The organism is Carboxylicivirga mesophila, assembly GCF_018271975.1.
GTDB classification, from domain to species: domain Bacteria; phylum Bacteroidota; class Bacteroidia; order Bacteroidales; family Marinilabiliaceae; genus Carboxylicivirga; species Carboxylicivirga mesophila.
The window spans coordinates 26,363-51,128 of the sequence record NZ_JAGUCN010000021.1 but is presented as its reverse complement, the minus strand read 5'-3'; the positions used below and the strand labels follow the sequence as shown (position 1 = coordinate 51,128).

At 40.1% G+C, this 24,766-nt stretch carries 25 protein-coding genes; 4 read left to right on the top strand and 21 right to left on the bottom strand.

Going from position 1 to position 24,766, the window contains the following annotated elements; genetic code table 11:
* On the bottom strand, positions 1–1,947 hold the full coding sequence (gene dnaG, locus KEM09_RS16660) for a DNA primase (protein WP_212229999.1): 1,947 nt from the start codon (positions 1,945–1,947) through the stop codon (positions 1–3).
* A 212-nt stretch (positions 1,948–2,159) separates the two neighbouring features.
* Between dnaG and KEM09_RS16655 the strand changes: the two genes are divergently transcribed.
* Positions 2,160–2,861 carry an SIR2 family NAD-dependent protein deacylase gene (locus tag KEM09_RS16655; RefSeq protein WP_212229998.1) on the top strand — a complete coding sequence of 234 codons (702 nt, stop codon included), beginning with the start codon at positions 2,160–2,162 and terminating at the stop codon, positions 2,859–2,861.
* Positions 2,854–3,504: a porin family protein gene (locus KEM09_RS16650; protein ID WP_212229996.1), complete on the top strand. Its 651-nt coding sequence runs from the start codon at positions 2,854–2,856 to the stop codon at positions 3,502–3,504. The genes KEM09_RS16655 and KEM09_RS16650 overlap by 8 nt, the downstream gene beginning before the upstream one ends.
* On the opposite strand, the gene KEM09_RS16645 is transcribed toward KEM09_RS16650, so the two are convergent.
* Complete coding sequence (locus KEM09_RS16645) at positions 3,499–4,209, bottom strand: ComF family protein (RefSeq protein WP_212229994.1); 711 nt, start codon at positions 4,207–4,209, stop codon at positions 3,499–3,501. The two genes, KEM09_RS16650 and KEM09_RS16645, sit on opposite strands and share 6 nt — an antisense overlap.
* A gap of 147 nt (positions 4,210–4,356) precedes the next feature.
* Here KEM09_RS16645 and KEM09_RS16640 point away from each other — a divergent pair, with 147 nt between their 5' ends.
* On the top strand, positions 4,357–4,707 hold the full coding sequence (locus KEM09_RS16640; RefSeq protein WP_212229992.1) for a carboxypeptidase-like regulatory domain-containing protein: 351 nt from the start codon (positions 4,357–4,359) through the stop codon (positions 4,705–4,707).
* Positions 4,708–4,780: 73 nt separating this feature from the next.
* Here KEM09_RS16640 and KEM09_RS16635 read toward each other — a convergent pair whose 3' ends face one another.
* Positions 4,781–5,236: a toxin-antitoxin system YwqK family antitoxin gene (locus KEM09_RS16635; protein ID WP_212229990.1), complete on the bottom strand. Its 456-nt coding sequence runs from the start codon at positions 5,234–5,236 to the stop codon at positions 4,781–4,783.
* A gap of 180 nt (positions 5,237–5,416) precedes the next feature.
* Positions 5,417–6,283, bottom strand: coding sequence for an MBL fold metallo-hydrolase (locus KEM09_RS16630; RefSeq protein WP_212229988.1), 867 nt, complete (start codon positions 6,281–6,283; stop codon positions 5,417–5,419).
* 129 nt (positions 6,284–6,412) lie between these two features.
* Between KEM09_RS16630 and KEM09_RS16625 the strand changes: the two genes are divergently transcribed.
* On the top strand, positions 6,413–7,768 hold the full coding sequence (locus tag KEM09_RS16625) for a UDP-N-acetylmuramate--L-alanine ligase (protein ID WP_212229986.1): 1,356 nt from the start codon (positions 6,413–6,415) through the stop codon (positions 7,766–7,768).
* Between the two features lie 26 nt (positions 7,769–7,794).
* On the opposite strand, the gene KEM09_RS16620 is transcribed toward KEM09_RS16625, so the two are convergent.
* The 17 genes from KEM09_RS16620 to KEM09_RS16540 form a co-directional block, all read right to left on the bottom strand.
* A complete protein-coding gene (locus KEM09_RS16620; RefSeq protein WP_212229984.1) occupies positions 7,795–10,398 on the bottom strand; it encodes a PAS domain S-box protein in 2,604 nt (867 codons plus the stop codon).
* Between the two features lie 19 nt (positions 10,399–10,417).
* Positions 10,418–11,146, bottom strand: coding sequence for a hypothetical protein (locus KEM09_RS16615; RefSeq protein WP_212229982.1), 729 nt, complete (start codon positions 11,144–11,146; stop codon positions 10,418–10,420).
* Positions 11,147–11,239: 93 nt separating this feature from the next.
* A complete protein-coding gene (locus KEM09_RS16610) occupies positions 11,240–11,812 on the bottom strand; it encodes a chemotaxis protein CheB (RefSeq protein WP_212229980.1) in 573 nt (190 codons plus the stop codon).
* On the bottom strand, positions 11,812–12,633 hold the full coding sequence (locus KEM09_RS16605; protein WP_212229978.1) for a CheR family methyltransferase: 822 nt from the start codon (positions 12,631–12,633) through the stop codon (positions 11,812–11,814). The genes KEM09_RS16610 and KEM09_RS16605 overlap by 1 nt, the downstream gene beginning before the upstream one ends.
* 1 nt (position 12,634) lies before the next feature.
* Positions 12,635–13,477 (bottom strand): CheR family methyltransferase, encoded by an 843-nt coding sequence (locus KEM09_RS16600; RefSeq protein WP_212229976.1) that lies wholly within the window; start codon positions 13,475–13,477, stop codon positions 12,635–12,637.
* A gap of 23 nt (positions 13,478–13,500) precedes the next feature.
* Positions 13,501–15,378, bottom strand: coding sequence for a PAS domain S-box protein (locus tag KEM09_RS16595; RefSeq protein WP_212229974.1), 1,878 nt, complete (start codon positions 15,376–15,378; stop codon positions 13,501–13,503).
* 51 nt (positions 15,379–15,429) lie between these two features.
* Positions 15,430–16,509 (bottom strand): protein-glutamate methylesterase/protein-glutamine glutaminase, encoded by a 1,080-nt coding sequence (locus tag KEM09_RS16590; protein WP_212192077.1) that lies wholly within the window; start codon positions 16,507–16,509, stop codon positions 15,430–15,432.
* 166 nt (positions 16,510–16,675) lie between these two features.
* Positions 16,676–17,152 (bottom strand): chemotaxis protein CheD, encoded by a 477-nt coding sequence (locus KEM09_RS16585; RefSeq protein WP_212229972.1) that lies wholly within the window; start codon positions 17,150–17,152, stop codon positions 16,676–16,678.
* A gap of 11 nt (positions 17,153–17,163) precedes the next feature.
* Entirely contained in the window at positions 17,164–18,063 is a 900-nt protein-coding gene (locus KEM09_RS16580; RefSeq protein WP_212229970.1) for a sensor histidine kinase, read from the bottom strand.
* 26 nt (positions 18,064–18,089) lie between these two features.
* Positions 18,090–18,953, bottom strand: a complete 864-nt coding sequence (locus KEM09_RS16575; protein ID WP_212229968.1) for a CheR family methyltransferase — start codon at positions 18,951–18,953, stop codon at positions 18,090–18,092.
* 10 nt (positions 18,954–18,963) lie between these two features.
* Positions 18,964–19,443, bottom strand: a complete 480-nt coding sequence (locus KEM09_RS16570) for a chemotaxis protein CheW (RefSeq protein ID WP_212192073.1) — start codon at positions 19,441–19,443, stop codon at positions 18,964–18,966.
* 6 nt (positions 19,444–19,449) lie between these two features.
* Positions 19,450–19,884, bottom strand: a complete 435-nt coding sequence (locus KEM09_RS16565) for a chemotaxis protein CheW (RefSeq protein WP_212229967.1) — start codon at positions 19,882–19,884, stop codon at positions 19,450–19,452.
* A gap of 4 nt (positions 19,885–19,888) precedes the next feature.
* Positions 19,889–21,925 carry a chemotaxis protein CheA gene (locus KEM09_RS16560; RefSeq protein ID WP_212229966.1) on the bottom strand — a complete coding sequence of 679 codons (2,037 nt, stop codon included), beginning with the start codon at positions 21,923–21,925 and terminating at the stop codon, positions 19,889–19,891.
* A gap of 11 nt (positions 21,926–21,936) precedes the next feature.
* The gene (locus KEM09_RS16555; protein ID WP_212229965.1) at positions 21,937–22,302 is read right to left on the bottom strand and encodes an Hpt domain-containing protein; all 366 of its coding nucleotides are present in this window, start codon (positions 22,300–22,302) and stop codon (positions 21,937–21,939) included.
* Between the two features lies 1 nt (position 22,303).
* Positions 22,304–22,669: a response regulator gene (locus KEM09_RS16550; protein WP_200463503.1), complete on the bottom strand. Its 366-nt coding sequence runs from the start codon at positions 22,667–22,669 to the stop codon at positions 22,304–22,306.
* A 24-nt stretch (positions 22,670–22,693) separates the two neighbouring features.
* Complete coding sequence (locus KEM09_RS16545; RefSeq protein WP_212229964.1) at positions 22,694–23,005, bottom strand: STAS domain-containing protein; 312 nt, start codon at positions 23,003–23,005, stop codon at positions 22,694–22,696.
* A gap of 10 nt (positions 23,006–23,015) precedes the next feature.
* A complete protein-coding gene (locus KEM09_RS16540) occupies positions 23,016–24,764 on the bottom strand; it encodes a methyl-accepting chemotaxis protein (protein WP_212229963.1) in 1,749 nt (582 codons plus the stop codon).
* Between the last annotated feature and the right edge of the window lie 2 nt (positions 24,765–24,766).

The window sequence follows — 24,766 nt, the reverse complement described above, 5'->3', positions numbered from 1 at the left end:
TTACACAATTGTTCTTCCACCAAGTTCTTTGGAGATGTGGGCTAGTACCTGTTGCCAGGTATTGAGCTCCTTCATCAGTTCCATCAGACCTTCCATGTTGCCGTTTACTTCCATCTGCTGAAGCTGCTGCCGCTTTTCTTTAATAACCGTCTTCACCTTTTTCCATTTCAGCTCCATTACAATCTTGGGCACCAGGTTGGGCAATAGCTCTTCGGCATTAGTCACTATACCAAATTTATGATGAATCTTACTCAGGTCGTGCTCCTTACCAACCAGGTCAGACGCCAGTCGGCTCAAATCCGGATCGGCGCTGTTCACAAAAAACTTCAGCGCTGGCAATTCGGTTTTGTCACTCACTGCTTCATAAGCATCCATCATTTTATTATAGATGGGATTAACACTTAGCAGGTCGTCTTGTCGCAATTCATGCAAGATATACTGACCGACGGTCACTTTCTCATCTTCATCGGGATTAACCGGGCGTTCACCAAACTTTACCAGGAAGCGCAATATCTCACGTTCTTCCAGTTCAAGCGGATTGCTTGGTGTACGTTTTTCTGGTGGAGGAGCTGTTTCGGCAGGCCTTGGCTGCATACTACTGTCGGGCCGTGGGGCATTTCGCCTGAAATCTTCCTCCTGTTTCTTTCGTTGCAGCTTACCTGTCTCCTGCATCAGCACACGTTCATCTACTTTCAGCAGTGTACTGCACTCCTTCACATACACCGAGCGCGTAATACTATCAGGTATAATGGATATGCTGCGCACGATATCCTGAATCAGCTGTGCCTTTTTGATAGGATCATTCTGAGCATCCTCCAGCAGCAGTGATGTTTTAAATTTGATAAAATCCTGCTGATGCGCTTCAATGTATTGCGTTAACTGCTCCTCATTTCTGCCTTTAGCAAATGAATCAGGGTCTTCGCCATCGGGCAGCAAAAGAATTTTCACATTCATGCCCTCGGCCAACACCAGGTCAATACCACGTAATGACGCTTTTAAACCAGCCGGATCGCCATCATAAATAATGGTAATATTCTTAGTAAAACGGGCAATCAGTCGAATTTGATCAGAGGTAAGAGCAGTACCGGATGACGCGACCACATTACTAATACCCGACTGATGGAATGCCAGCACATCAGTATAGCCTTCCACCAGATAACAACGATCCTGTCGCGTAATCTCCTGTTTGGCATGATAAATACCATACAACACCCGGCTCTTATGGTATATTTCTGATTCGGGCGAGTTAAGGTATTTAGCCGTTTTCTTATCGTTCTTAAGGATGCGCCCACCAAAGGCAATTACCTTACCGGCCAGGCTGTGGATGGGAAACATCACACGACCTCTGAAACGATCGGCCTGGTAATTTTCGCGCACCACCGTTAATCCGGTTTTTTCAAGGTATTCGAGCTTATAGCCTTGCTTCTGCGCCTCTTGCGTAAAAGCATCTCTTTGCTCGGGCGAATAGCCCAGCTGGAACTTCTCAATGATATCATCCCGAAAACCACGACTCCGGAAATAGCCTAAACCTACCGACTTGCCTTCATCTGTTTCGTTCAGGTTTTTGCTGAAGAAATGCCCGGCATATTCACTCAACACCATCATACTCTCCCGCTCATTCTTTTGCTTTAGCTGCTCAGGTGAGTATTCTTCTTCCTCAATCTCTATATTGAATTTTTTACCCAGGTATTTAATGGCATCAACAAATGAAAGCTGGTCGTGCTTCATCACAAAGTTGAGCGCATTACCTCCTTCGCCACACCCAAAGCATTTGAATATCCCCTTATGTGGTGAAACGGTAAACGATGGGGTTTTCTCATTATGAAACGGGCAATTACCCAGGTAGTTAATTCCTCTTCTCCTTAGGGTAACGTAATCAGAAACAACCTCAATAATTTGGCTATTGGCTGTTTCCAACACTTTATCTACTGTTACCTGATCTATCATCTTACGGAATTATCTTATCGTTTTGAGCGGTTCACAAAGATAGAAAAATAACACATTATTCGGTGCGCCTAACCTTCAATGGAGCCAATTGGTTTTTTTGAATACTCGCCCAATTCCTTTACATTTATCCATATAAAAACCTCGATTGTAAGCAGTCTAAATAGCAACTTACTTTCTCTAACAATGATTGTATTCATCAAATACCCGCAATTATGTCTAAAAAGAAGTTAGTGGTATTAACCGGTGCCGGGATCAGTGCAGAAAGTGGCCTTAGGACCTTTAGGGATAACAATGGCTTATGGGAAAACCATGATGTTACTCAAGTGGCTAGTCCCGAAGGCTGGGCAAAGGATCCTCACCTGGTTCTTGAATTTTATAATCAACGACGTAAGCAATTATACGAATGTCAGCCCAACGAAGGACACAAAGGCCTGGTTGAATTGGAAAAGTACTTTGATGTAGCAGTTATTACCCAGAATATTGACGACCTGCATGAGCAGGCCGGCAGCTCAAACGTATTACACTTACATGGTGAATTGAAGAAAGTGAGAAGCACCATTGACGAATCACTCGTTTACGAACTGGATGGTTGGGAGCTTAATTGGGGTGACACTTGTGAGAAAGGATCACAATTACGGCCACATATTGTTTGGTTTGGTGAAGCAGTACCGGCTATTCAACCAGCCATAGATCTGGTTAATGAGGCCGATATCTTTGTTGTAGTTGGCACCTCCTTAAACGTATATCCGGCGGCTGGCCTGCTCAACTATGTACCCGGCAGATCGCCAGTATATATAATCGATCCACATCAACCGGCATTTACTCCATCTAAGCAGATTACTTTCATTCAGGAAAATGCAACAAGCGGCGTACCAAAACTAATAACCCTGTTAACACAAACCATACATGCGTAAATTATACATACTTCTTTTCATTTTATCCTTTGGCATAACCATAGTTGCTCAGGAATTTAGTGCAGGACCTTTATTAGGCACTTCCTTTTCTCAGGTAGATGGCGACAACTTTGGAGGTTACAACAAAGTAGGTATCAACCTGGGTGCTTTTGTCAGCCGAACTATAACAGAACATTGGGATATCCAGCTAGACATTGCTTATATGCAGAAGGGTAGCCGTGAAGCACCCAATCCCGAAAAAGGCAAGTATGATGATTACAAGATACACCTCACTTACATACAATTTCCACTGGTAGGTAGATACAGGTATAAACAATTCTCAGCTGAAGGAGGGCTATCGGTAGGCACACTTTTGAGTAGTAAAGAAGAAATTGACGGAACGCCCATTGATGAACTTCCATCGCACAGCGTTGTTCCCTTTCAGGATATTGAGTGGGCCACCGTTTTTGGCTTAAACTATCATTTTACTGACAAGTTATGGGTGAATGCCCGTTGGTTCTATTCCATCAATCGCATCCGCATACCATATGATGGTGAAATACCGGTTTATAATCCCAAACCACACTGGATTAGCCGAAAACCAGGGCAATACAATAATAACTTTGTCGTGAGTTTGTACTATAAGTTCGATAAACTATTATAATGCAGCACAGGCTATAGTGGCTATGCTTACCTTTACGCCTTCAATAGCTGTAAGCTGATTGATGCAGGCCTCCATGGTGGAACCTGTTGTAATCACATCATCCACCACAAGCAGGTGTTTGTTTTTAAGATATTCCGGATTTGTTACTCCAAAAATATCTTCGACATTTTGCCAACGTTCAAAACGCCCTTTTTTGGTTTGTGAAGCGGTGTGTGTTTTACGGTAAACATCTGAACTATTAACAGGAATACTCAGAGCTTCGGCCAAGCCATTACAGATCACCTCGGCCTGATTAAATCCCCTTATCCGCTTTTTGCGCGGATGCAGTGGAATAGGTATTAGCTCATCAAACTCACTGGGCCTGGATTGATTAATTAATTTCCCCAATTGCTTGCCAAGTTCCACACCCAGTTTTTGATTACCCCGGTATTTCACATCGTGCAAAAGTTGTTGCACACGCTCACCTTTCCGATAATAGAATAAGGCAAAACCACATTCTACTCTACATCGCCCCCACATCATAATTGAGATCTGATTCTCAAATGGCTGCTTTTCAAAATAGGTGCGCGGTAGTCTCCTGATGCACATCTGACATATTTCTGCTTCGTTTTTAAACAGGTGATTGCCACATGAAGAACAAACTGGTGGGTAGAATAACTCACCCAAGGTAGATAAAGCGTCCATAATATTAGCGACAATGTGCATGATGTCAGGTTTTTATCGAATATATCCATTCCTGACTAAAAGGTCAAGCACATCAAGTTAACAAAGCCTTAATCATCAAATAAAATGCATTTAACGATTAGGTAACATTACTCCCTTAGATTTGCTAAAAAATAATTCGACACGATTATGAAAACACAGGTTATTATATTATTGGCACTTTTGATGGTTGGTATTTCAAACATCACAGCTGAAGAGAAGGAAAACTCAAAAGAAGCGACAACAACATTAACTACCTCTATTTCTGGAACAATTACGGATGCTGCAACAGGTGAAAGCCTTGTTGGAGTTAAGGTAGTTTTAAAAGAGCTCAATACAGTTGTTTACACCGACTTTGATGGTAACTATGAATTTCCAAATGTTACTTTAGGTAAGTACACTGTATCAACTGACTATGTTTCATACAAAACATGCGAATCACTTTCAATTGATACTAATAAATCAAATGCACTTGACATTAGCCTGAAAGCTGATTTATAGTAAGATTTAACCTATAACAAAGCAATAAAGGCGACCGTTTTGGTCGCCTTTATTGCTTTATCGAAGTTTCCTTCTAATACTCTTTCTTTCCAACTACTTTTCCATTTCCATCCCAAATAGTCCAGGTACTGTCTTTTGTACCGTCGTTGTAGGACATTTCATAGCGCTTAACGCCGTGCTCATCCCAAATAAACCATTTGCCATGCTTCTTCCCGTCTTTGTAGTTGGCTTCACCTGTTTTTACACCTGTTGATTCATAAGTCAACCAGGTGCCATCCATTTGGTTATTTGAAAAAGAGCGAATTTCTTTTGTTTTACCGTTTTCGAAATAAATAGTCGTGAGACCTTCTTTCACGCCATTCACCACATTCATCTCAAACTTTTTACTGCCAGAATCATAATATTCGACATAGACTCCCGAATAGAGTTTGTTATCCTGATCGTAATATTTACCGTCCTTTTCACTTAGTTGTGCACTGGTTGTCACAACCCCTAAAACCAATAGAATTACTAAAACTAACTTGTTCATAAGGCCTCCTTTTTAAACGTTTATACCAACTCCCAAAAGTCCTGTGTGTTTACTTTTCGCATTGATATGTCACTACGAAAACCTCATTGTATTAACACAAAGTTAACATTTATATTACATTAAATAAATAATTGACCTGTATTTAAGGTGAAAGTGTTGCACAACACATTTTAGCTGCTGTTAAACACCTGAATTACGATGACTCCATTCATTGAGGGTGAATAGATTCTCGGCTTCAAAACCTTTAGAACCATAAGTAATTGTGGCGCACTCGGTATAATAATCGTGCTCAAAAAACAGGCATATCTCTTTTTCTACGGCTTCTTTTAAAAACGTTTGTTTCTCCTCAATACTTTCAAGAGGCTTGGTATCATAGGCTGATACCCATGGCAAACCGATACTCGGCAACACCGGGATGACATCCCCCATAAAAGCCAAAGATCCATTGGGCGAATGAATAATTGGTAACATATTACCTTGTGTATGGCCATTTAGGATACGCAGCTCAATGTTATCCATTATCATTCCATCCTTCTCAACCAGCTTAAGCAAGCCAGCTTCATAAATGGGCTGCATATTATCACGGAAATAGACGACGCCTTCACGACTATTTGGGGCAACATAATTCTGCCACTGAGTTTCAGATACCCAATGATTGGCATTTTCAAACCTCACCATAGGCTTATCTCGCTCATCGTAATACACACAGCCACCGCAATGATCCCAATGTAAGTGAGTTAATATGACATCTGTAATATCACTGGGTTTATAACCTGCCGAGGTTAATGAATCCAGCAAATTGGCTTCGCTATTCAAACGATGCCACGAAAAGAACTTATCACTTTGTTTGGCGCCAGCACCAGTATCAATCAACACCTTTCGGTCACCCATATCGACCAACAAACAGCGCATGGCCAGATTACAATAGTTATCCTCATCGGCCGGATACTTTTTCTGCCACATCACTTTAGGGATAACACCAAATAGTGCACCTCCATCCGCCATAAAATTACCAGTTTCTATTTTTACCAGCTTCATTCCACTCATCCTCTCTTAATAATAACTACATTTACTTGTCCAAAGTACTCAAGCCGCCAAAGATACGCTTTTGCCAAATGACAAAAGGGTTTCCGCAGGTGCTAAAGGGTAAACAAAAGAGCAAAACAAAGTATTTCTATGAGAGTCCATTTTATTGCCATAGGTGGCAGTGCCATGCACAATCTGGCCATCGCATTACATCAAAAAGGTTTTCAGGTAACAGGTTCTGATGATGAAATTTTTGAACCGTCCAAATCAAGACTAAAGCAACATGGCCTATTGCCTGCAAAAGAAGGTTGGCATCCAGAAGCAATTTCTTCTGACCTGGATGCCATTATTCTTGGCATGCATGCACGTAAAGACAATCCCGAATTAATAGAAGCTCAGAAGCTGGGCCTCAAAATTTATTCATACCCGGAGTATTTGTATGAGCAAACCAAGAATAAACAACGTGTGGTGATTGGCGGTAGTCATGGTAAAACCACTACCACAGCTATGATTATGCACGTGCTAAAGGAGCTGCAAATAGATTTTGATTACATGGTAGGCGCTCAACTGGATGGTTTTGATACCATGGTTAAACTGACTACGGAAGCCCCTATTGCCATATTTGAAGGCGATGAATACTTGTCCTCACCCATTGATTTAACACCGAAATTTCACTGGTATAAACCCCATATTGCGATGCTAACAGGTATAGCGTGGGATCATATGAATGTTTTTCCCACCTGGGAGAATTACATCAGTCAATTTGTTAAATTTTCTGAAAGTATCACTGATGAAGGCTCCCTCATCTATTTCGATGGTGATAATGAGCTGTGTAAACTAGCAACGAATCTTACCGCTAGAATCAAGGCGATTCCATACAACACCATCACTAATATTAATGATGAAGGGCTAGCTATTGTTGAATGGGAGGGTAAGCACTATCCCATGGAAGTATTTGGGGATCACAATATGCAAAACATGAATGGTGCACGCATGGTTTGTGAACAGCTTGGCATCGAAAATCATGCCTTTTTACAAGCCATGCAAAGCTTCAAGGGAGCAGCCAAACGCCTTCAACTCTTGGCTAAAAATGACGATACAAGCATTTACCTTGACTTTGCCCACTCACCTAGTAAACTGCAGGCTACCACTAATGCCATGAAGCAACAGTTTAAAGATCGTAAACTAATTGCAGTGATGGAGCTACATACGTTTAGCAGCCTGAACAAGGATTTCCTGCCACAGTACAATAAAACAATGGATGAAGCGGATACGGCAGTGGTGTACTATAATCCACAAGTGCTGGAGCATAAGAAACTACCGGCTATCACACCAGATGAGGTACTAGCTGCTTTTGGACGTATAGATTTATTGGTAATGACTGATTCTGAAAACCTTGTACAATGGCTTAAACAACAGAATTATACCAACTCTAACCTACTAATAATGACATCAGGTAACTTATCGGGTGTCGATCTTAAAACTCTGGCAACTGAATTAATTTAAAAACTCATGAGTTGTAGCTAATCAGGCTACAACTCGATACCTATTAACAGTACATCGTCAACTTGTTTATATTCGCCCATCCAATCATAAAAATCATTGGAGAAATGGCGTTCGAAATGTGCCATTGTTTGATTCGGCTCAGCCTCCAGAGCCTCTCTGATACGTTTAGATTGATATTTACGTCCCTTCGGTCCTCCCACCTGATCAGGTAACCCATCGGAGAAGATAAAGAACTGATCACCTTTCTTGTATTGAATAATATTATTCTCAAAATCTTTCTCCACCTTTTTCGCTAATGGTTTTCCACCAATGCCTTTGCGGGACCCCTTGTATATGGACAATTCACCATCACTCAGGTAATAAAGTGGGTTATGCGCACCAGCAAATTGTAATTCATCCGACTCAAGATCAATCTTCACCAAGGCCAAATCCATACCATCACGACCGTTCGAACCTTCCTGATCCTGACGCAGGGTTCGACGCACATCAAGATGCAGGCTATCCAGTAGTTCAGACGCCGTTACACTATCACTGGCATTAACTATATTATTCATCAAAAAGTAACCAATGAACGACAGCAGAGCACCCGGCACACCATGCCCCGTACAATCCACTGCTGCAATATAAAAGAAGTTATCCTTCTTAAACATCCAGGGGAAATCACCACTTACCACATCTTTAGGTCGATAAAAGATAAATGAACGTGGAAAAAATTGCTGTAGTACTTTGGTATCAGGTAAAATAGCTGTCTGAATACGCTGAGCATAGTTAATACTGTCAGAAATCTTTTTATTTTTCTCCTTAATCTCTTGCTCAATTTTCTTGAACTCGGTCATATCATGTGCTACAAACAAAACCGATTCTAAATCCCTGTCCTCATTGAATTCAGGAATAGCCTTTATCTCCATGATTAAGGTTTGCTCACCAGCCTGCACCTCCACCTCGGATATAACTTGCTTTTCTTCGGCTCTAATCTGCTTCAGTGAGTCCAGCATATAATCTCTGAATCGCTCATCAATATCCAACTCATTAACGCGATTTTTCACTAGTTCGGCCGCAGGCAAACCAATAAAATCAGCCACTTTAGGATTGACATACACCAACTTTCCTCCGGTATTAATACGGATGATCATATCTGGTGAATTCTCTGAAAGCGACTGCATCCTACTTTTCATTCGCTCTTCCTTCTCCGCACGCTTACGTTCAGTAATATCCTGGGTGTTAAAAATAATACCTCTAATGGCCGGGTCATGTAAGAGGTTTTTACCGGTGGTTTCGAGGAATAATTTCTCCCCGCTCTTTTTTAGGTAAGTATACTGCGCAGATTGCTCGCCTCCTGGTGTTTCAAGCAGGTATTGAAACAGGTTATTGATGGTTTTGTAACCTCGAGGTGTCATCAGTTCAGGATCCATTCCCGATACCTTATCCTCTGGCCCATAACCAAGAATGTGCTTGACCGACGGGCTCTCGAACACCAGCTCCTGTTTCTCATTATAGATTGAAATAAACTCGGACGCATTGGTCAGAAGAGCTTCCAGACGTTGCTGGGCATGTTCAACTTCCTGAATATGCCCTTCAAGCAGTTTGTTAGACTTTTCCAACTCCTCTTGTGCTTCCAGCATTTCAGCAGCATTCAATTGCAACTGCTTCTCGTTTTCCTTCAGCGTCACCGTCATCTCCTGCGATTCTTTCAGAAGTACTTCGGTTTGCTCATTAATCTTTAAGTTATAAAACGTTCGTCCGATAACACTACTTAGCTCTTCCGCAAACTTTAATACATGCTTGGGCAGTCTTTCATGCAGATAACCAATTTCAAACACTCCCTGCAACTCCTCTTCTTGCAAAAGTGGCACTATGAGAAGGCTCCTGGGCTTTCTATCACCTAAAAGGCCAGAGGTAATGTAGAAGTAATCATCAGGTATTTCGGTACGATACACCATCTGCTTTTCATAAGCCACACTTCCCAGCAATCCTTTGCCAAGAGGTACCACTTGCTTTTCGAACCGCTTACGATTATAGGCATAGGTGGCAATATTTACGAGTTCCTTACCCTTTAGCAGATATAACGACCCCTGAACACCGCCTGAATAATCAATAATTCCACGAATCACATCGTCAGCCAGCATATGCACCTTGTTGTGCGTTCGCAGTATATCCGAGATTTTTTCCTTACCCTTTGATATCCAATTATAGGCCTCCTCTTTATGCTTTGTGTTTTTAAGGTTGGTGCCTAAATTATAGAGTACTTCTGAAAGATGTCCGTCAACCAATTCAATTTCATCCAGTTCGCCACGACCAATTTGTTCTGCCAGCTCCACATTTTTATCGAGTTGCTCCTTAAGCAGACGATTCTCATTCTGAAGTTTCCTTTGCTGTCCTTTGTTATAATTGACGATTGACAAGATAACCACTGGTATAGAGATAACTAATAAATCAATTGCCCATACCAATACCGACCGGTGTATGACCGCAATATTACCCATTGAAAAATGAAGGTTATTGAACGATAGAAAACCTGACCAAATGAGTAACAGTATACACAATAGCCCCATGGACAACAAATACCAGTCGCGTTCACTTAGTACCGACATGGATAATAATTGCTTGATTTTATTGGTTATTTTAGCCATATCTATTTATTCTCTGGGTTTATTGCGCTGATTGAAATTTATTCCACACCTCAACCAGGTCATTCTTCTTAAAGGTAGCTAATTCGAGAACCAATCCTTTTTGTTCATCCTGAATTAAAGGAAGAATATAAAGATACACTGGTTGAGTACTACCTGTAGCTGAGCCAACCTCTAAGTAATCAGCTGGTATATCAGCAATCTCCATAGCTTGTTTGTCAGCAATAGCCTGTGCATGCAGCCCATCATCTGCCTTTAAATCAGGTAAAATATATTCATCATCGATTCCGAATCGATTTACGGCAGAGTAACTATCATTATCTTTACAATAGGCAACGGCAGCCATCACTTCATAATGCTTAATAAGCTCTTTCATTAAAGCATCGCCAGTTTGACCATCATACCCCTTAAAGGCCTTCTTTAACTGGCCTACCAGCTCATTGCTATTAGCATGTACTTGTTGCTCCTTTAAATCGTTTGAATTTTCAAAGGACTTTAACCGGCGCCTTAATCGCTCAATTTCAGCTTGTTTTTTTACACATTCCTTATCCTCTTCAGATTTACCTACACCACTTTTACAGGTATCAATATAGTTCTGAACGAAATAGATCATGAACAGTACAACTAAAAAAGAAAGTACTTCAAACACAATAAATGTGGCAGGCATCAGATCCATATTAAAAGCATACTTAGCTAATGATAATCCAAAAAATAATGCTCCTAACCAGAAAATATACTTACCTCTTTTCATGTGTCTAAAATTATCTTTCAATAGCCTGATGACACTGCCACCCTTGCCATTTATCTGTTTAAAAAAGCCAAACCGGCCTCTTTGTTTATACTCTTATAACGCTAATTGGTTTAAAAATTTTACTATTCCCTCAGGCGTCAATACCTCGTTAGGCTTTATTAATTTTGCAACACTTTTGGGCATGGTATCCATTTCACAGGTTTTTGGATCCTGGATAATAGTATGGCCGCGCTTATCAGCAATATCTTTCATGCCTTTCGCTCCATCTTTATTAGCTCCTGTCAGTACAATACCTATCAGCTTATTACGATAGACGTATGCAGCTGACGAGAGTGTGTGATCGATGGATGGCCGGCTATGATTAAGCGGTTCCTCAGTTGATAATGAAAAGGTACCATCGTATTCAATAAACATATGGTAATTGGATGGTGCTAAATATACTTTACCTCCTTTTATCGGCTCCTTATCATTAGGTTCTATTACCTCTAATTTGGATTTAAGCCTGATGCTCTCCACCAATCCAGAACGCACATGCTTAAGACGGTGCAGGCAAATAATAACGGGCAAGGGGAAGTCTTCGCGTAGTTGCGACAACAATTTTGAAACGACCGAAAAACTACCTGCCGATCCACCAATTACTACTGCTTTATATGCACCTTTTACCATTAGTCTTTTATAAACCTGAATTTTTTGTAAATCTTTTCTTTTTCATCGAGACACTCAAAACGCTCGTTATATGGTGCCGGTAACTGTTCTTTCACCCCCAGACACATTAAGCCTCCACTCACTAATGCCTTATCAGCCATATCCTTAATTGTTTCGTGGTAATCACGTATGTAATACAGTAAGCTGTTACGCAACAAGATGATATCCATTTTTTCGTCAGGAGCATTTTCAATACCACCTTTCTGAAAACTAACATTGTGCATTAAAGTGGTATCGAACATAAAACCATTGTCACCATCAATAAAGTAGGTCTCCGGATTTTCATGCCCTTCAAAACGTTTATAGTTGTAAGCATTCACATCCATCTTTTTAACGGATAAACAACCTTTACTTATTTGCTCAATTCGCTTATCTGAGGTACTGTTAACCACAATATGAGCATTATCAAGGCAATCAATTTCTTTGAGCAGAATCAACAGGCTAAACAGCTCTTCACCTGATGCCACGTCGGGCAACCAAATTCTAAATGAATTGCCACAATAGTTGGCAGAAACCAGCTTCCTCAGATGGCGCCAAAATCCAGCATCACGAAATAGCTCTGTGGTATTAACCGAGAAGAAATAGCACAACTCATCCGACATATCTCGATTTTCAAGCTGCTCGATAAGCTGAGCAGGCTTACGGATGCCCTGTTTATCAAAAAACATACCCAGCCTGCGCTTAAGAAACGAATGCGTCATATACCTGAATGGCAGATTAAGTTTTAGACTTAATTGCTCCGATAGCTCCCTTATTTCACTAATACTGAAATTAACTGCCATATTAATGATATTTAAAATGAAAGGAGTTGCTTTTGGTATATACGGGCCCATTTTTATTAAACTTGGTATTATAAAAACCAGTCAGACTTTCATGATTTCCTAGTATCATAGCACCTTTAGGGTATAATTGCTTATGGAACATCTGATATACCTTCGATTGCAGATTGGCATTAAAGTATATCAACACATTTCGGCAAAAAATAACATCAAACTTGTGATAAAAAGGCGGATTACTTTGCACCAAATCATGCTGTCGTACATCAACCTTGTCTCTCAGAAACTCTTTAACAGTAATACGGTCTGATGCCTCATCAATTTCAAAGTACTTAGAAAAGTCAATGGCCGTTATACCATTAAGTGGATACTTTCGAAGTACTGCCTTGAAATCAGTTAACTGCCTCTTATTAAAACCATAACGATAATTGCCGTTTTTACACTGTCGTACCATATTAGCACTGATATCCGTAGCAAAGATGCGTGCCTTATCGAGCAACCCGAGCTCATTCAACAAAATCATATTGGAATATACTTCCATACCTGAACTACAACCTGCATGCCAGATGTTAAAGGTCTTTTTGCCTTTTAGCATTGGCAACAACTTTTCGTAAAAAGCCGGCCATAACTCCGGATCACGAAATAATTCTGTGGTATTAACGGTAATATCCTCTACCAAACGCTCGATAAAACCTTTATCATTCTGAGTTTTTTCGAGCAGTTCGTCAATGGTCAGATCATTATCCGCGATCACCTTCTGCAAACGCCTTTTGATTGAATTATCGGAATAATTACTAAAATCATAAGGCGTATTCTCTTTCAACACTTGCAGATAATGCTTAAAATCCATTCTTATGGTTCTTTTCAGATTATCTAAAACAACTCAACTTCAACCTGCTGAATAAATGCTGTATAAGAATGATCATCTCCGTATTCAGCCTCCGACAATAGAAACAGCACAGGTTCTTCACTGCCTACCTTATTTTTGATTGGAGCCTCGCGACGTTCACCAATTATCTTGGTTTTGTCATTAGATACAAAAGCAGAGATAAACTCGTCATTGGCCACAGTTGATTCAGAAAATAACATAGCTACATGCTGCCCTAATACCTCACTTCTATCGTACCCCCATAGTTTCTCAGCTGCAGCATTAAAGAACTCTAAGATACCTTCTTTGTTGGTGGTTATAATGGCATCTAATGCTCCCTCTAAAGTTTTCTCATTTCTAATCTTAACAGCCTCCACTTCTTTAAACTGCTCGGTCACTTCTTTTTTGGCTTCTTCAAGCATGATACCCAGCTCATCTTTACTGCGTTTCAGCTCTTCCTCCATGGTTACCTGTTCAGTGATGTCATTTTCGAGGCTGAGAATTTTAATAATTTCTCCTTCGTGATCAATAACTGGCGTGTAAGTGGTCAACAGATATATTTCGTCTCCCATCTTGGTACGACGACGCACACGTCCTTTAAAGTTATGACCGTTTCTCAGATCAGTCAGAATTTGATCAAGGCCTTCAGCATCGTCTTTGAAAAAGAAAATCTTGATATTTTGTCCCTCAATTTCTTCAGGATTATAGCGGAAGGTTCTTAGAAAGTTCTGATTAACGTTAATCAATGTACCATCTACTTCAAACTCTGAGCTGATAGCAGCATGATCAATTGCCTCCAGAATACCTTTCATTTCCACCTCGCGACGATCACTCTCTTCCTGGGTTGCCTGCATCTCTTCAAGGTTCTGCCTCAACTCCTCCTCCTGCTGAAGCATTCTTTCAGCCTGATTTTGTGTTTCCTTCAGCAGTTTTGTGGTGCGTATGGTGTTTTGTACCGAAGAGATAGTTAGAGCAATACTTTCAGCAATCTTCTCAACAAACTCAATTTCAAACTCTGCAAAATCCTTAAATGAAGCCATTTCAATGACACCATAGATTTCGTCGTTGGTTTTAAGAGGTACAATTAAGATGCTTCTTGGATTGGCATCACCTAATCCGGAAGTAATATTCAGATAGTTATCTGGTACATCGGTCAGGTGTATCGTTTCCTTTTCCAAGGCACAACGACCAATCAGTCCGTCTTCCCAATCAATGCGTTTATCGGCAAACTTTTTGCGATCATAAGCTACGCAAGCAGTCAGTTCGAAAAATTTGTTGGTTGAATTGATGTTATTCAATAAATAGAAACCAGCCTGATTAATTTTCATATAATCAACTAGGTACCTGATTATATTGTAGCTTAAATCTTCAATATTATCATTTTCCTTACGCAACAACTCCCCAAAATGAGCCAACCCCTGAGTTACCCACGTTCTTTGCTCTTCTTCTATGCGTCGTTGTTCCTCGTCCTTTTTGCTTTTAATCAGGTAATCGCGTAAGCGAAGTAATGACTGAGCCAGTTTATCTTTTCTGTCATTAAGATTCAGATCTGATTCGAAATTATCTTTACGCAGGTTATCAACAAATTCGAGCACTTTTTCACTTTTACTGGCCTCTTGCTTGATATGCTTGCGTTGTTTACGAATAAAAACAGCAAAGTTACCTGCTATCAGGTAACCGGCTAACGCAGTAATGAAGGGCAGAAACGTGATAACCCACAAGCCTGGGAAAAAACTATAAAGATTATAAAAGGTAGGCTGTTGGTTAACGTGATCAAAAATGCTGTTGCTCAGAAAAACTGTAAAAAGGTATATGACCAATCCAAGCATAAAACCTCTTAAAGTATATCTGCTTCTGATATTCTTAATATTGACCTTTGCCATATGTGTAATTCTTATTTTATAGACGAGTGGTAAAAATAGTAATTATTGCTGTTATCCGAGACGCGACAATAAATAGGCAGCCATTTTATCAAGTGGTAACACTTTGCTGGCGGCACCTAATTTAATAGCCTCTTTGGGCATACCAAACACTACCGATGAAGCCTCATCCTGGGCAATTGTATGTGCACCGGCGTCCTTTAGTTCCAACAAGCCTTTTGCTCCGTCATTACCCATCCCGGTCAATAATATCCCGGTAGCATTATTGCCGGCATAACGTGCTGCTGATCGAAACAATACATCAACTGATGGCCTGTGACGATTGACCAATGGACCTTCTTTCACTTCTACAGTATATTCTTTGCCTACCCTTTTCAGCAGCATATGCTTGCTACCAGGTGCAATTAACACACGTCCCTGGTAGAGTTTATCACCATTTTCGGCTTCCTTCACCTCCAGTCCACAGATATTGTTAAGACTATTGGCAAATGACTTGGTAAATCCTTCGGGCATATGCTGCACAATAGCAATGCCTGGCACCTTAGCAGGTAATGCCTTTAAAAAGTTACGAATCGCTTCTGTACCTCCTGTGGAGGCACCCAACACAACAATCTTTTCGGTATCAATAATCTGCTTAAAACTGGCAGGCTTATCAAGTATGACATCGGCTGAATATTTAGGCTTTACGCTCACTTGTGCCACAGGCGCAGCAATGGTGCGACGCTTCAACTTTACCTGAGCAGCTGCCTTAACGGCATCGCAGAGCATAATTTTCGATTCATTAATAAACTGAGCGGCATTCATCGCCGGCTTGCCAATGATTTCGCTGGCACCATACTCCAGTGCCTTCATGGCCACTTCCGTTCCTTCAGTGGTAAGACTGGAGATAACCACAACCGGGATTGGGTGTTGCGACATGATCTTACGCAGGAAGGTTAATCCATCCATACGGGGCATTTCAATGTCAAGTGTTATAACATCCGGAATTTCTTTCATGATTTTTTTAACGGCGATAATTGGATCTGCCGCCGTGCCCATGACTTCAATGCCCGGATCAGATTCAAGGATGGATGACAAGCTCTGCCTGACAACCGCAGAATCATCAACTACTAGTACTCGAATCTTTTTCTTCATGCGCAAAATATTTTATCTGAGAACCCGATTCTTATCTCTTACTATCTTACAATAATCAAGACACTCTTTTATTATTCCCAATTCACTCAACCAATTAGCTACTCAACTAACTTGATTGTCCAGCTTCACCTTTTTCTTGTTGCCCCATGGCCCTTACAACACAGGTTTAATATACCTTTTTTTCCAGAAACTTATGCCTTACTTCCCCTGTATCGTTGAAAAAAATAATTTTCCTTCCCCTTCTTCCACCTGTACTTGATGCGACAATCGGAATTTTCTTCTCCTCAAGCATCAAACGCGCAACCCTAATGTTACGCTCACCAATCATATTGGAGTTGCCGGTAGCTGACTCTAGCAATTCGCCGCCTCCAAATATTTTGGCTTGTATGTTTTTAATATCGCTACCCAGATATAGCATGCGTTCAACCAGCTTATCGATAGCAATATTACCATACTTTGGCGAAGCTAAATCATTACCATTCCAGTTGGGAAGCATATAGTGGTTCATTCCACCAACTTTCAGCTTTGGATCCCACAGGCAGATAGCAACGCAACTCCCAAGTATGGTTTTTATCACATACGGTTCTTTGCTTGCGAACAGTGAAGAGGGGTATAGAAAATGTTGCAAATATCTATTTTCCATCTAACACTGTCTTAAAAAATCTCATCATCATCATCAAAGAACACATCATTGCCATCGCCACTAAATCCTTCAACGATGTTTCGCGCCTCTGGAAGAGCAATTGAGAAGGTTGAGCCTTCACCCTTTTGGCTCTTAATGTCAATATCTCCACCCAGCACATCTAATAATGCTTTGGTAATTGACAATCCCAGACCATGGCCACGGTTGATTGAGTTGATACCTGAGTCAAGACGCTTGAAACGCTCGAATATAATTTTCTGATTCTTTTCTGAAATACCAGTACCAAAATCCTGCACTGAAGCGTGTAACACATCTTCATCCACCCACATTTTCAGAATCACCTGACTATCCTTATAACTGTATTTCAGAGCATTATTCAATAGATTACTTAAAATAAGCTTCAGCTTCTCTGAATCAGTTTTAAAGTAAAAATTCTTACCAAAGCCATGCTCAATATTGAATTCAATTTTAATATCGATACCCATTTTACGCGAGATGATGTTGAACGAATCAACGACCGTTTGTACCAGGCTTCGGATATTAACTTTGGTAATGTTAGGAGCTATCTCGCCAGCTTCAATTTTGGCGGCCACAAATATATTGCGTAACTGAAAATCCAGGTTAAAAGCCTCGCTATGAATAAGCGCTACCATTGAAACAACTTTTTTCCAGTCGTTTTTTTCTACCGAAAGGATGGCTTTTGATAAACCAAGAATCGATGTAAATGGATTCACTATTTCGTTAGAAATATTTGAGATAAAGTGGCTCTTCAACGCCTCAGACTCTTTCAGCTTTTTAGTTACACTCTGAAAATCCTTTGATAATTCCTTCATCTCATTATCTAACTTTTTCCTTTCTTCAAGTCGTAACCTGAGTTCGCGTAAAAGTTGTTTGTCAGATAAATTGCTCATAATTGTTTTTTTATATTCCGGACTAGTTATATTTTTCTAAAAATTGTTGGCCTTATATGATCTAAAGGCACATTCATCCCCGATAATGACTCCGAGTGACCAATAAAAAAGATCCCTCCGGGTTTCAGGTAATTACATAGTTTCCCTATTACTCTTTCTTGTGTTGCCCTGTCAAAATATATCAACACATTACGGCAGAAAATAACATCAAAGGTTTCATTCATGTCGTAATGACTATCCATTAAATTAACATGCTTCAGGGCAATATTTCGTTGCAATTCTGGCTTTACCCTTACTGTTGGGTTCAAGCGATCTTTGCTTTTTAAGAAATATCTTTTTTTCAATTCCAACGGAATGATGGCTATCTTATTTTCGGCATATACCCCTTTTGCAGCTGAGGTTAATACCTTATTTGAAATATCAGACCCATGTATTGAAAAATTAAAGGACGGAGACTCACGTTTATATTCATTAAGCACTATCGAAATCGTGTATGGCTCTTCACCACTTGAACAGCCTGCGCTCCAAACTTTAAAAAATCCATTTCCATTATGCTTTGGCAGTACCTCATTTCGTAAAAAATCGAAATGAACCGGTTCGCGAAAAAAGTCTGTTTTGTTAGTCGTTACTACATTCAAAAAATTATATATCTCTTTCGCCTGCCCTTCCTTACTGAAGAAGTATTCTTTGTATTCGGTATATGACTTCATGTTGAGTTCACGAATACGCTTTAATAGCCTTCCCTGCAGCATCACCCGCTTAACGGGTGGCATCTTAATACCATATTCGTTATAGATAAAATCGCTGAATGCCTGAAAATCCTTTTCTGAAAGCTCAGCTTTAAACGCATCCAATTCCTTCTCTTTACCTATATTACCTACTCCAAACATCCGGTCATCTCTACTTTACAGCTTTCACTACTTCCCCAAGGTTTATTATATCTTTTTCACTAAATATCTTATCTGCATTTAGTATCATCACCAGGTCATCGCCATTCTGATAAGAAGCTGAAATATATCCTGGCTTATAATCTGTTTCAATGGCCTTAAGTTTTGATTCATCAGTTTCGAACACATCAGACACCGCATCAACCAATACACCAATGCTCATCATCCCACTGCCATCGGCTTTGTCTATTTCTAAAACCACAATACACGACTGAGGTGTAATATTGATTTCTCCGAGGTTGAACTTAGCTGCTGCATCGATAATTGGAATGATTTGCTCACGATGGTCAGCCACTCCTTTTACATAGCTCATGCTTTCCGGAACAGACTTTGGTGCTGCATATTCCTTTATTTCAACAACCTTCTCAACGTGAACTCCAAAAATATTGTTCCCTACAGCAAAGGTTAGATAGGCATTAACTTCCTGACTCATCTATCTTTATTTTTCTATTTCCTGTACAACTTCTGATAAATCAATGATGTGAATAAACTCATCATTTTTAAATATGCTCCCGGTAAACGTATGAACCAGACCAGTATTACCGTTGATTACTGATTCTTTAAGGCTGGCTTCATCAAGGTCAAACACTTCTTTGACGCCATCTACCACCAAACCAATAAGAGAATCTGTTTTATCATCATCAGACACAACAATAATAGCAGTATCCTGGCCGATTTCAGCATTCTCAGTGCCCATCATCATCCTTAAATCGGCAATTGGTATAATGTTACCATGCAGATTAATTACTCCCAGCAGGTAGTTTTTGGTGTTTGGCACCCACGTTACCTTATCAAATTCAAGAATATTACGAACTTTCAATGTATCGAACGCAAATACTTCTCCATTGATTAAAAACGAAATAATTGATGTCATTTTTTTAATTTTTGGTTCGATATTTTTTAGTGGCATTATTATGAATCAAACGATTGGTATCAATAACCATTGCAATTGTTCCGTCGCCCATAATTGATGCACCTGAAATATTTTCCTGTTTTTTCAGGAAGCGTCCCATAGGTTTCACCACTGTCTGGAATTCACCAATTACCTGATCTACCAACAGTCCGACTTTGCGATCTTCATATTTGACCAATATCAGCTGCTCAGTTCCTTTATTTACCAGGTCTGTTTCAAATGTTTCACGTAAGTCAATAAACGGATATTGCTCACTATCGATATTAACAACATGATTAAATGTTTTACCGAATGATACCGAATCAATCGCATAAATCTTTTCAATATTGGCAATTGGAATCACATACTGATTATTAAACACCCGCACCAATAAACCGTCAATAATTGATAGTGTCATTGGTAGCTCAAGCGTAAGCGTGGTCCCTTTTCCTATTTCAGAATCTAAGGATACTTCACCACGGATTTCGCCAATTTTCTTCTTCACAACGTCCATTCCAACGCCACGACCCGATACATCGGTTACTTCGTCCTTAGTTGAGAATCCGCTTAGGAAGACCAACTCAAATATTTCTTTTCTGCTCAGTTCTGTTGAACTATCTATAAGTCCCTTTGAAATGGCCTTATTACGAATAAACTCAGGATCAATTCCTTTACCATCGTCCATCACTTTTACAATAACGCTGGCACCCGAGTAGTATGCTTTGAAAAGAATGGTTCCTTTAGGTGACTTTCCATTACCAATGCGCTCGTCAGGCAGTTCTATACCATGATCAACAGCATTACGAATAATATGTAACAGAGGATCGGTCAGGTGCTCAATGATATTCTTGTCTAGCTCTATATCACCACCTTCTATCACAAAGTCAATATCTTTTTGTAGTTCTTTGGACAAATCACGCACCAGTCTCTGGAAGCGCATTAGTTCACTTTGCAGTGGTATAAGGCTTATAGAAAAAGCATTATCGCGCAATTGACGACTGAGCTTCTGTATATTTTCGGCTAAAGCTAATACAGCCGGATTACCATCGTTTTCGGCAAATAAGTTGAGCTGTGCCTGTATGGTTACCAATTCACTCACCAGGTTAACCAACTCATCAATCTTTGAAGAGTTAACCCTAATACTTGATATTTTATGCTCTTTTAACTGCACCTTTTTCCGGGCATCCTTCTTAGCTTCACTATCGCTTGTACTTGCAGCCAATCCTGCTAGTTCATCTTTCACCAATGGTTTCTGAAGACGAGCCGCCTCATCAATTTTATTGACCAGTTCAGTTGAAGTCAGCAAATTACCTGCACTAATTTCGTTAATGGCTATATCACACTCATCCTCAACAAAAATGAATACATCTTTAATGTCATTTATCGATTCAGATGTGTTTAGCACCACCTGCCAATGACAATAATTGCTAATAGGATTAAAACTGCTTAATACGGGTACCTTTTCATGGTAGGCCACAACTTTGGCAATACCCATAGCGTGCAAATCATCAAGCAGGTAAAATGGATTGGTTCCATTTCGGAGAATTTCTTCATTTGGCTTGATGTCGATCAGATAAGTCTTGGAACCGTCATCCTTAACTGCCACTTCCTTGCTAGCCGGTGTTTTAGTTACTACTGCACCTTCAAGATTTGCCACGCGCTGTACTCGTTGAATAAAAGACTGCTGGTTATCCAGTTCTTCTTCATCATCAACATCGCCCACTTCAAGCATGTGCTTAATATGATCAATTGATTCGAAGGTGAGTGAAATAATATCATCGGTTATTTCGAGCTTATTGTTTCTTACGAGATCAAACACCGTTTCGAGGTGATGCGTAAATTCACTTAACTGATTAAAGCCAAACATTGCTCCCCCACCTTTAAGCGTGTGCATAGCACGAAAGATCCGCTCAACTATCTCTTTGTTGCCCGTATCTTTCTCAAGAAGCAACAGCGCTTCCTCTAAGTCATGAACATTATCGTTTGACTCCTCTACGAATTTTGCTTTAAACTTGTCAATCATTGTTTACGCGTTTAACCTGTGATGGCGTTAAAATAGTCAATCAAAAGCTGTTGCTCTTCTTCTGTTTGTGGCGTGTGCGATTCCTCATTAACAAGCAGTTGTTGAATGACCGACACCGCCGTTTTGGTTTTCTCAACCATATGATTGCTCACCACCAATTTGTTATCAAGAACTTCTTTATAGGCCTGTTCAACCGGTGTGGCAATTTCGGGTAATGCTGTAAAGCCTACCATAGGGGCTGTTCCTTTGATATTGTGCATAGTTCGCACAACCATTTCAATAGCCTCTTTTGACAGGTTAACAGGCTTAGTCAGTTCTTCCTCAAGAACAGCCAGATTATCAGAAGTTTCTTTAATGAAAATATTTTTAACTCTCATCTTATCTTAAGACACGAGAAATTGCACTCAATAGCTTAGCTGGAACAAATGGTTTGATAATCCACCCGGTAGCGCCAGCCTGCTTAGCTTCCATCTTTTTTGAAGCTTGTGATTCGGTTGTTAAGAATAAGATTGGAATATGCTTATATGCTTCAATCTCTCTTATCTTACGAATCAGCCCAAGGCCATCGAGGTTTGGCATATGAAGATCGGTTATTACAATATCAATTGTTCTGCCGTCCAGGAATTTTTGAGCATCTTCACCATCAACGCCCACCAATACCTCATAACCTTCATTCTGCAAGGTAAAGTTGACTACTTCGCGGATACTTTCTGAATCATCAACGATGAGAACTGTTTTAGCCATAATTATTATTCTAGTTATTATAGATTAATTAAGAACATACTGAAAACCTGAGTTCAAGATAAGCTTTTTTATATCATCACTTAACTCAGCATTTACTTCTACTTTTTTTCCGTTGGCACTTAATGTTGCTTTTAATGCCAATAAAAGCTGTATAAAAGTTACATCAACACTCTCAGGATTATCGACTTCGATCTGTAAATCCTTATCGGTTATCAAACCGTTTTTTACAGTTCCTGTAATTTTTTCGATGTGATTAATGATTAGCTGCCCTGAGAAGCGCATCATTGTTTTCTCAGGCAATTCATCAATTAGTACTGAATATGGTAAATTCTCCATGGTCTACACCTTAAAATTTCTCGTAATTATCCAGGTCAAAATCCTTATCGAAATTAGAGAATGGATTATCGGCCTTTTTCTGCCCATTGCCAGTTGTTGGCTTTGGTGCTGCCTTTGGCTCAGACTTAACAGCTACCTTCTCAGTAGTATTTTCCACAGGCGTTTTCGCCACTTTCTTACCTGTTTTATCGGTCGCCTTAGCAAATGTTTTATCAAGCTTGAAATAGCTAACTGCTTCATTCAGGTTATCGGCTAAATTAGCCAACAAATCAGAACTCTGTGTCAACTCATCAGATGATGATGCATTTTCCTGCGTAATCATATTGAGTTGCTGCATAGCCAGGTTAATTTGCTCAGCTCCTGTTTTTTGCTCCATACTTGCAGCAGATATTTCTTTAATGAGCTGCGTGGTTTTCTCGATATCCGGCACCAGCGCTTTTGATTTTTCGCCGGCTTCAGTAGATACCTTCAGACCTGTAGAAACAAGAGATACGATCTCATCAGCTGCAGTTTTACTGCGCTCGGCCAATTTACGCACCTCGGCTGCCACAACAGAGAATCCTCTTCCGTGCTCACCTGCTCTGGCTGCTTCAACAGCAGCATTCAGCGCCAGAATATTCGTTTGGAAGGCAATATCACTGATGATGGTGATCTTCTCAGAAACATCCTTCATCACTTTAGCAGCCTGTGAGGAAAGCTCATCGGCAACACCTACATCTTTAGCTGTTTCAACAGTTATCTTCTCTGTTTGAATGGCATTATCAGTATTCTGATCAATATTAGCTACCATCTCTTCAATAGAAGTTGACACTTCCTCGGCAGAAGCAGCCTGATCGGCAGAACCTTTAGACAGTTGTAAAGAGCTTGACTTTAATTGTGTACTTGAAGTCACCAAATCATTGGCATTTGACTTGATGGTATTCACTGTATTTTTAAGGTTTTCAGCCATGCTAACCAAAGCTCTGGCCAAATCACCAATTTCATCATCCTGTTCAACATCAACTGTGGCCGTTAAATCACCTTGCCCAATAGCCTGTGCAAAAGTAACACCTTTGTTAAGCGGCGTAATAATGGAGTTATATAGCATGTAGGCAGTAACAAGTGCACCGGCAATAACCAGCAAACTCATAATAATAATAACCCACTGCAACACGGTAAAACTTCTGTTACTACCAGATAAGGCTACATTAGTTGCCTCATCATATTTAGTTGTTAACTCACGAATTGTAGTATCAATTGACTCGCACAATGATATAATTTCACCACCCTCCTGCACCATTGGCTCCACTTCGAACAGCACCATGGCATCTTCGTAAGCTTCAAATGAATTCAGGCTACTCATCACGTACTGCTGCATCTGAAATAAAGAATCAACATCGTGGAAGATAGTGTTTAATGTCTCCACATCTTCCTCATTTCCCTCTTCTTCAATCCAAAGCTTGCTTAAGGCAAGTAATTCTTCTTTCAAAGCCTTGTACTCGGTGGAATGCAATTCACCCAAACGCACCTTATCAGGTGTTCCGGACTGTGTATCAATAAATACCCAGCTACGAATAAGCATTTTAGATTCATTAACAGCATCAGCCAGACTCTCAAGCTTAGTAGTTGAGGGAGAATACAGACCTGTTAATTTGCGATTCAAATTTTTACTACTTGTTAGCGTAGAATAAGTCCAGATTCCGTTAGCTATAATTAACAACAGGATAAGTCCGAACCCGGCTAACAATTTTTGGGCAATATTCAGTTTGATGTTTTTCATGA

Excerpts from the sequence above, each read along its gene's own strand:
- KEM09_RS16645 (WP_212229994.1), bottom strand. The coding sequence starts at position 4,209 with ATGCACATTGTCGCTAATATTATGGACGCTTTATCTACCTTGGGTGAG.
- KEM09_RS16580 (WP_212229970.1), bottom strand. The coding sequence starts at position 18,063 with ATGAGCAATTTATCTGACAAACAACTTTTACGCGAACTCAGGTTACGA.
- KEM09_RS16555 (WP_212229965.1), bottom strand. The coding sequence starts at position 22,302 with ATGAGAGTTAAAAATATTTTCATTAAAGAAACTTCTGATAATCTGGCT.
- KEM09_RS16560 (WP_212229966.1), bottom strand. The coding sequence starts at position 21,925 with ATGATTGACAAGTTTAAAGCAAAATTCGTAGAGGAGTCAAACGATAAT.
- KEM09_RS16635 (WP_212229990.1), bottom strand. The coding sequence starts at position 5,236 with ATGAACAAGTTAGTTTTAGTAATTCTATTGGTTTTAGGGGTTGTGACA.
- KEM09_RS16575 (WP_212229968.1), bottom strand. The coding sequence starts at position 18,953 with ATGTTTGGAGTAGGTAATATAGGTAAAGAGAAGGAATTGGATGCGTTT.
- KEM09_RS16545 (WP_212229964.1), bottom strand. The coding sequence starts at position 23,005 with ATGGAGAATTTACCATATTCAGTACTAATTGATGAATTGCCTGAGAAA.
- KEM09_RS16625 (WP_212229986.1), top strand. The coding sequence starts at position 6,413 with ATGAGAGTCCATTTTATTGCCATAGGTGGCAGTGCCATGCACAATCTG.
- KEM09_RS16615 (WP_212229982.1), bottom strand. The coding sequence starts at position 11,146 with ATGAAAAGAGGTAAGTATATTTTCTGGTTAGGAGCATTATTTTTTGGA.
- KEM09_RS16585 (WP_212229972.1), bottom strand. The coding sequence starts at position 17,152 with ATGGAAAATAGATATTTGCAACATTTTCTATACCCCTCTTCACTGTTC.
- dnaG (WP_212229999.1), bottom strand. The coding sequence starts at position 1,947 with ATGATAGATCAGGTAACAGTAGATAAAGTGTTGGAAACAGCCAATAGC.
- KEM09_RS16650 (WP_212229996.1), top strand. The coding sequence starts at position 2,854 with ATGCGTAAATTATACATACTTCTTTTCATTTTATCCTTTGGCATAACC.
- KEM09_RS16550 (WP_200463503.1), bottom strand. The coding sequence starts at position 22,669 with ATGGCTAAAACAGTTCTCATCGTTGATGATTCAGAAAGTATCCGCGAA.
- KEM09_RS16565 (WP_212229967.1), bottom strand. The coding sequence starts at position 19,884 with ATGACATCAATTATTTCGTTTTTAATCAATGGAGAAGTATTTGCGTTC.
- KEM09_RS16600 (WP_212229976.1), bottom strand. The coding sequence starts at position 13,477 with ATGGATTTTAAGCATTATCTGCAAGTGTTGAAAGAGAATACGCCTTAT.
- KEM09_RS16620 (WP_212229984.1), bottom strand. The coding sequence starts at position 10,398 with ATGGCTAAAATAACCAATAAAATCAAGCAATTATTATCCATGTCGGTA.
- KEM09_RS16610 (WP_212229980.1), bottom strand. The coding sequence starts at position 11,812 with ATGGTAAAAGGTGCATATAAAGCAGTAGTAATTGGTGGATCGGCAGGT.
- KEM09_RS16630 (WP_212229988.1), bottom strand. The coding sequence starts at position 6,283 with ATGAGTGGAATGAAGCTGGTAAAAATAGAAACTGGTAATTTTATGGCG.
- KEM09_RS16540 (WP_212229963.1), bottom strand. The coding sequence starts at position 24,764 with ATGAAAAACATCAAACTGAATATTGCCCAAAAATTGTTAGCCGGGTTC.
- KEM09_RS16570 (WP_212192073.1), bottom strand. The coding sequence starts at position 19,443 with ATGAGTCAGGAAGTTAATGCCTATCTAACCTTTGCTGTAGGGAACAAT.
- KEM09_RS16640 (WP_212229992.1), top strand. The coding sequence starts at position 4,357 with ATGAAAACACAGGTTATTATATTATTGGCACTTTTGATGGTTGGTATT.
- KEM09_RS16595 (WP_212229974.1), bottom strand. The coding sequence starts at position 15,378 with ATGGCAAAGGTCAATATTAAGAATATCAGAAGCAGATATACTTTAAGA.
- KEM09_RS16655 (WP_212229998.1), top strand. The coding sequence starts at position 2,160 with ATGTCTAAAAAGAAGTTAGTGGTATTAACCGGTGCCGGGATCAGTGCA.
- KEM09_RS16605 (WP_212229978.1), bottom strand. The coding sequence starts at position 12,633 with ATGGCAGTTAATTTCAGTATTAGTGAAATAAGGGAGCTATCGGAGCAA.
- KEM09_RS16590 (WP_212192077.1), bottom strand. The coding sequence starts at position 16,509 with ATGAAGAAAAAGATTCGAGTACTAGTAGTTGATGATTCTGCGGTTGTC.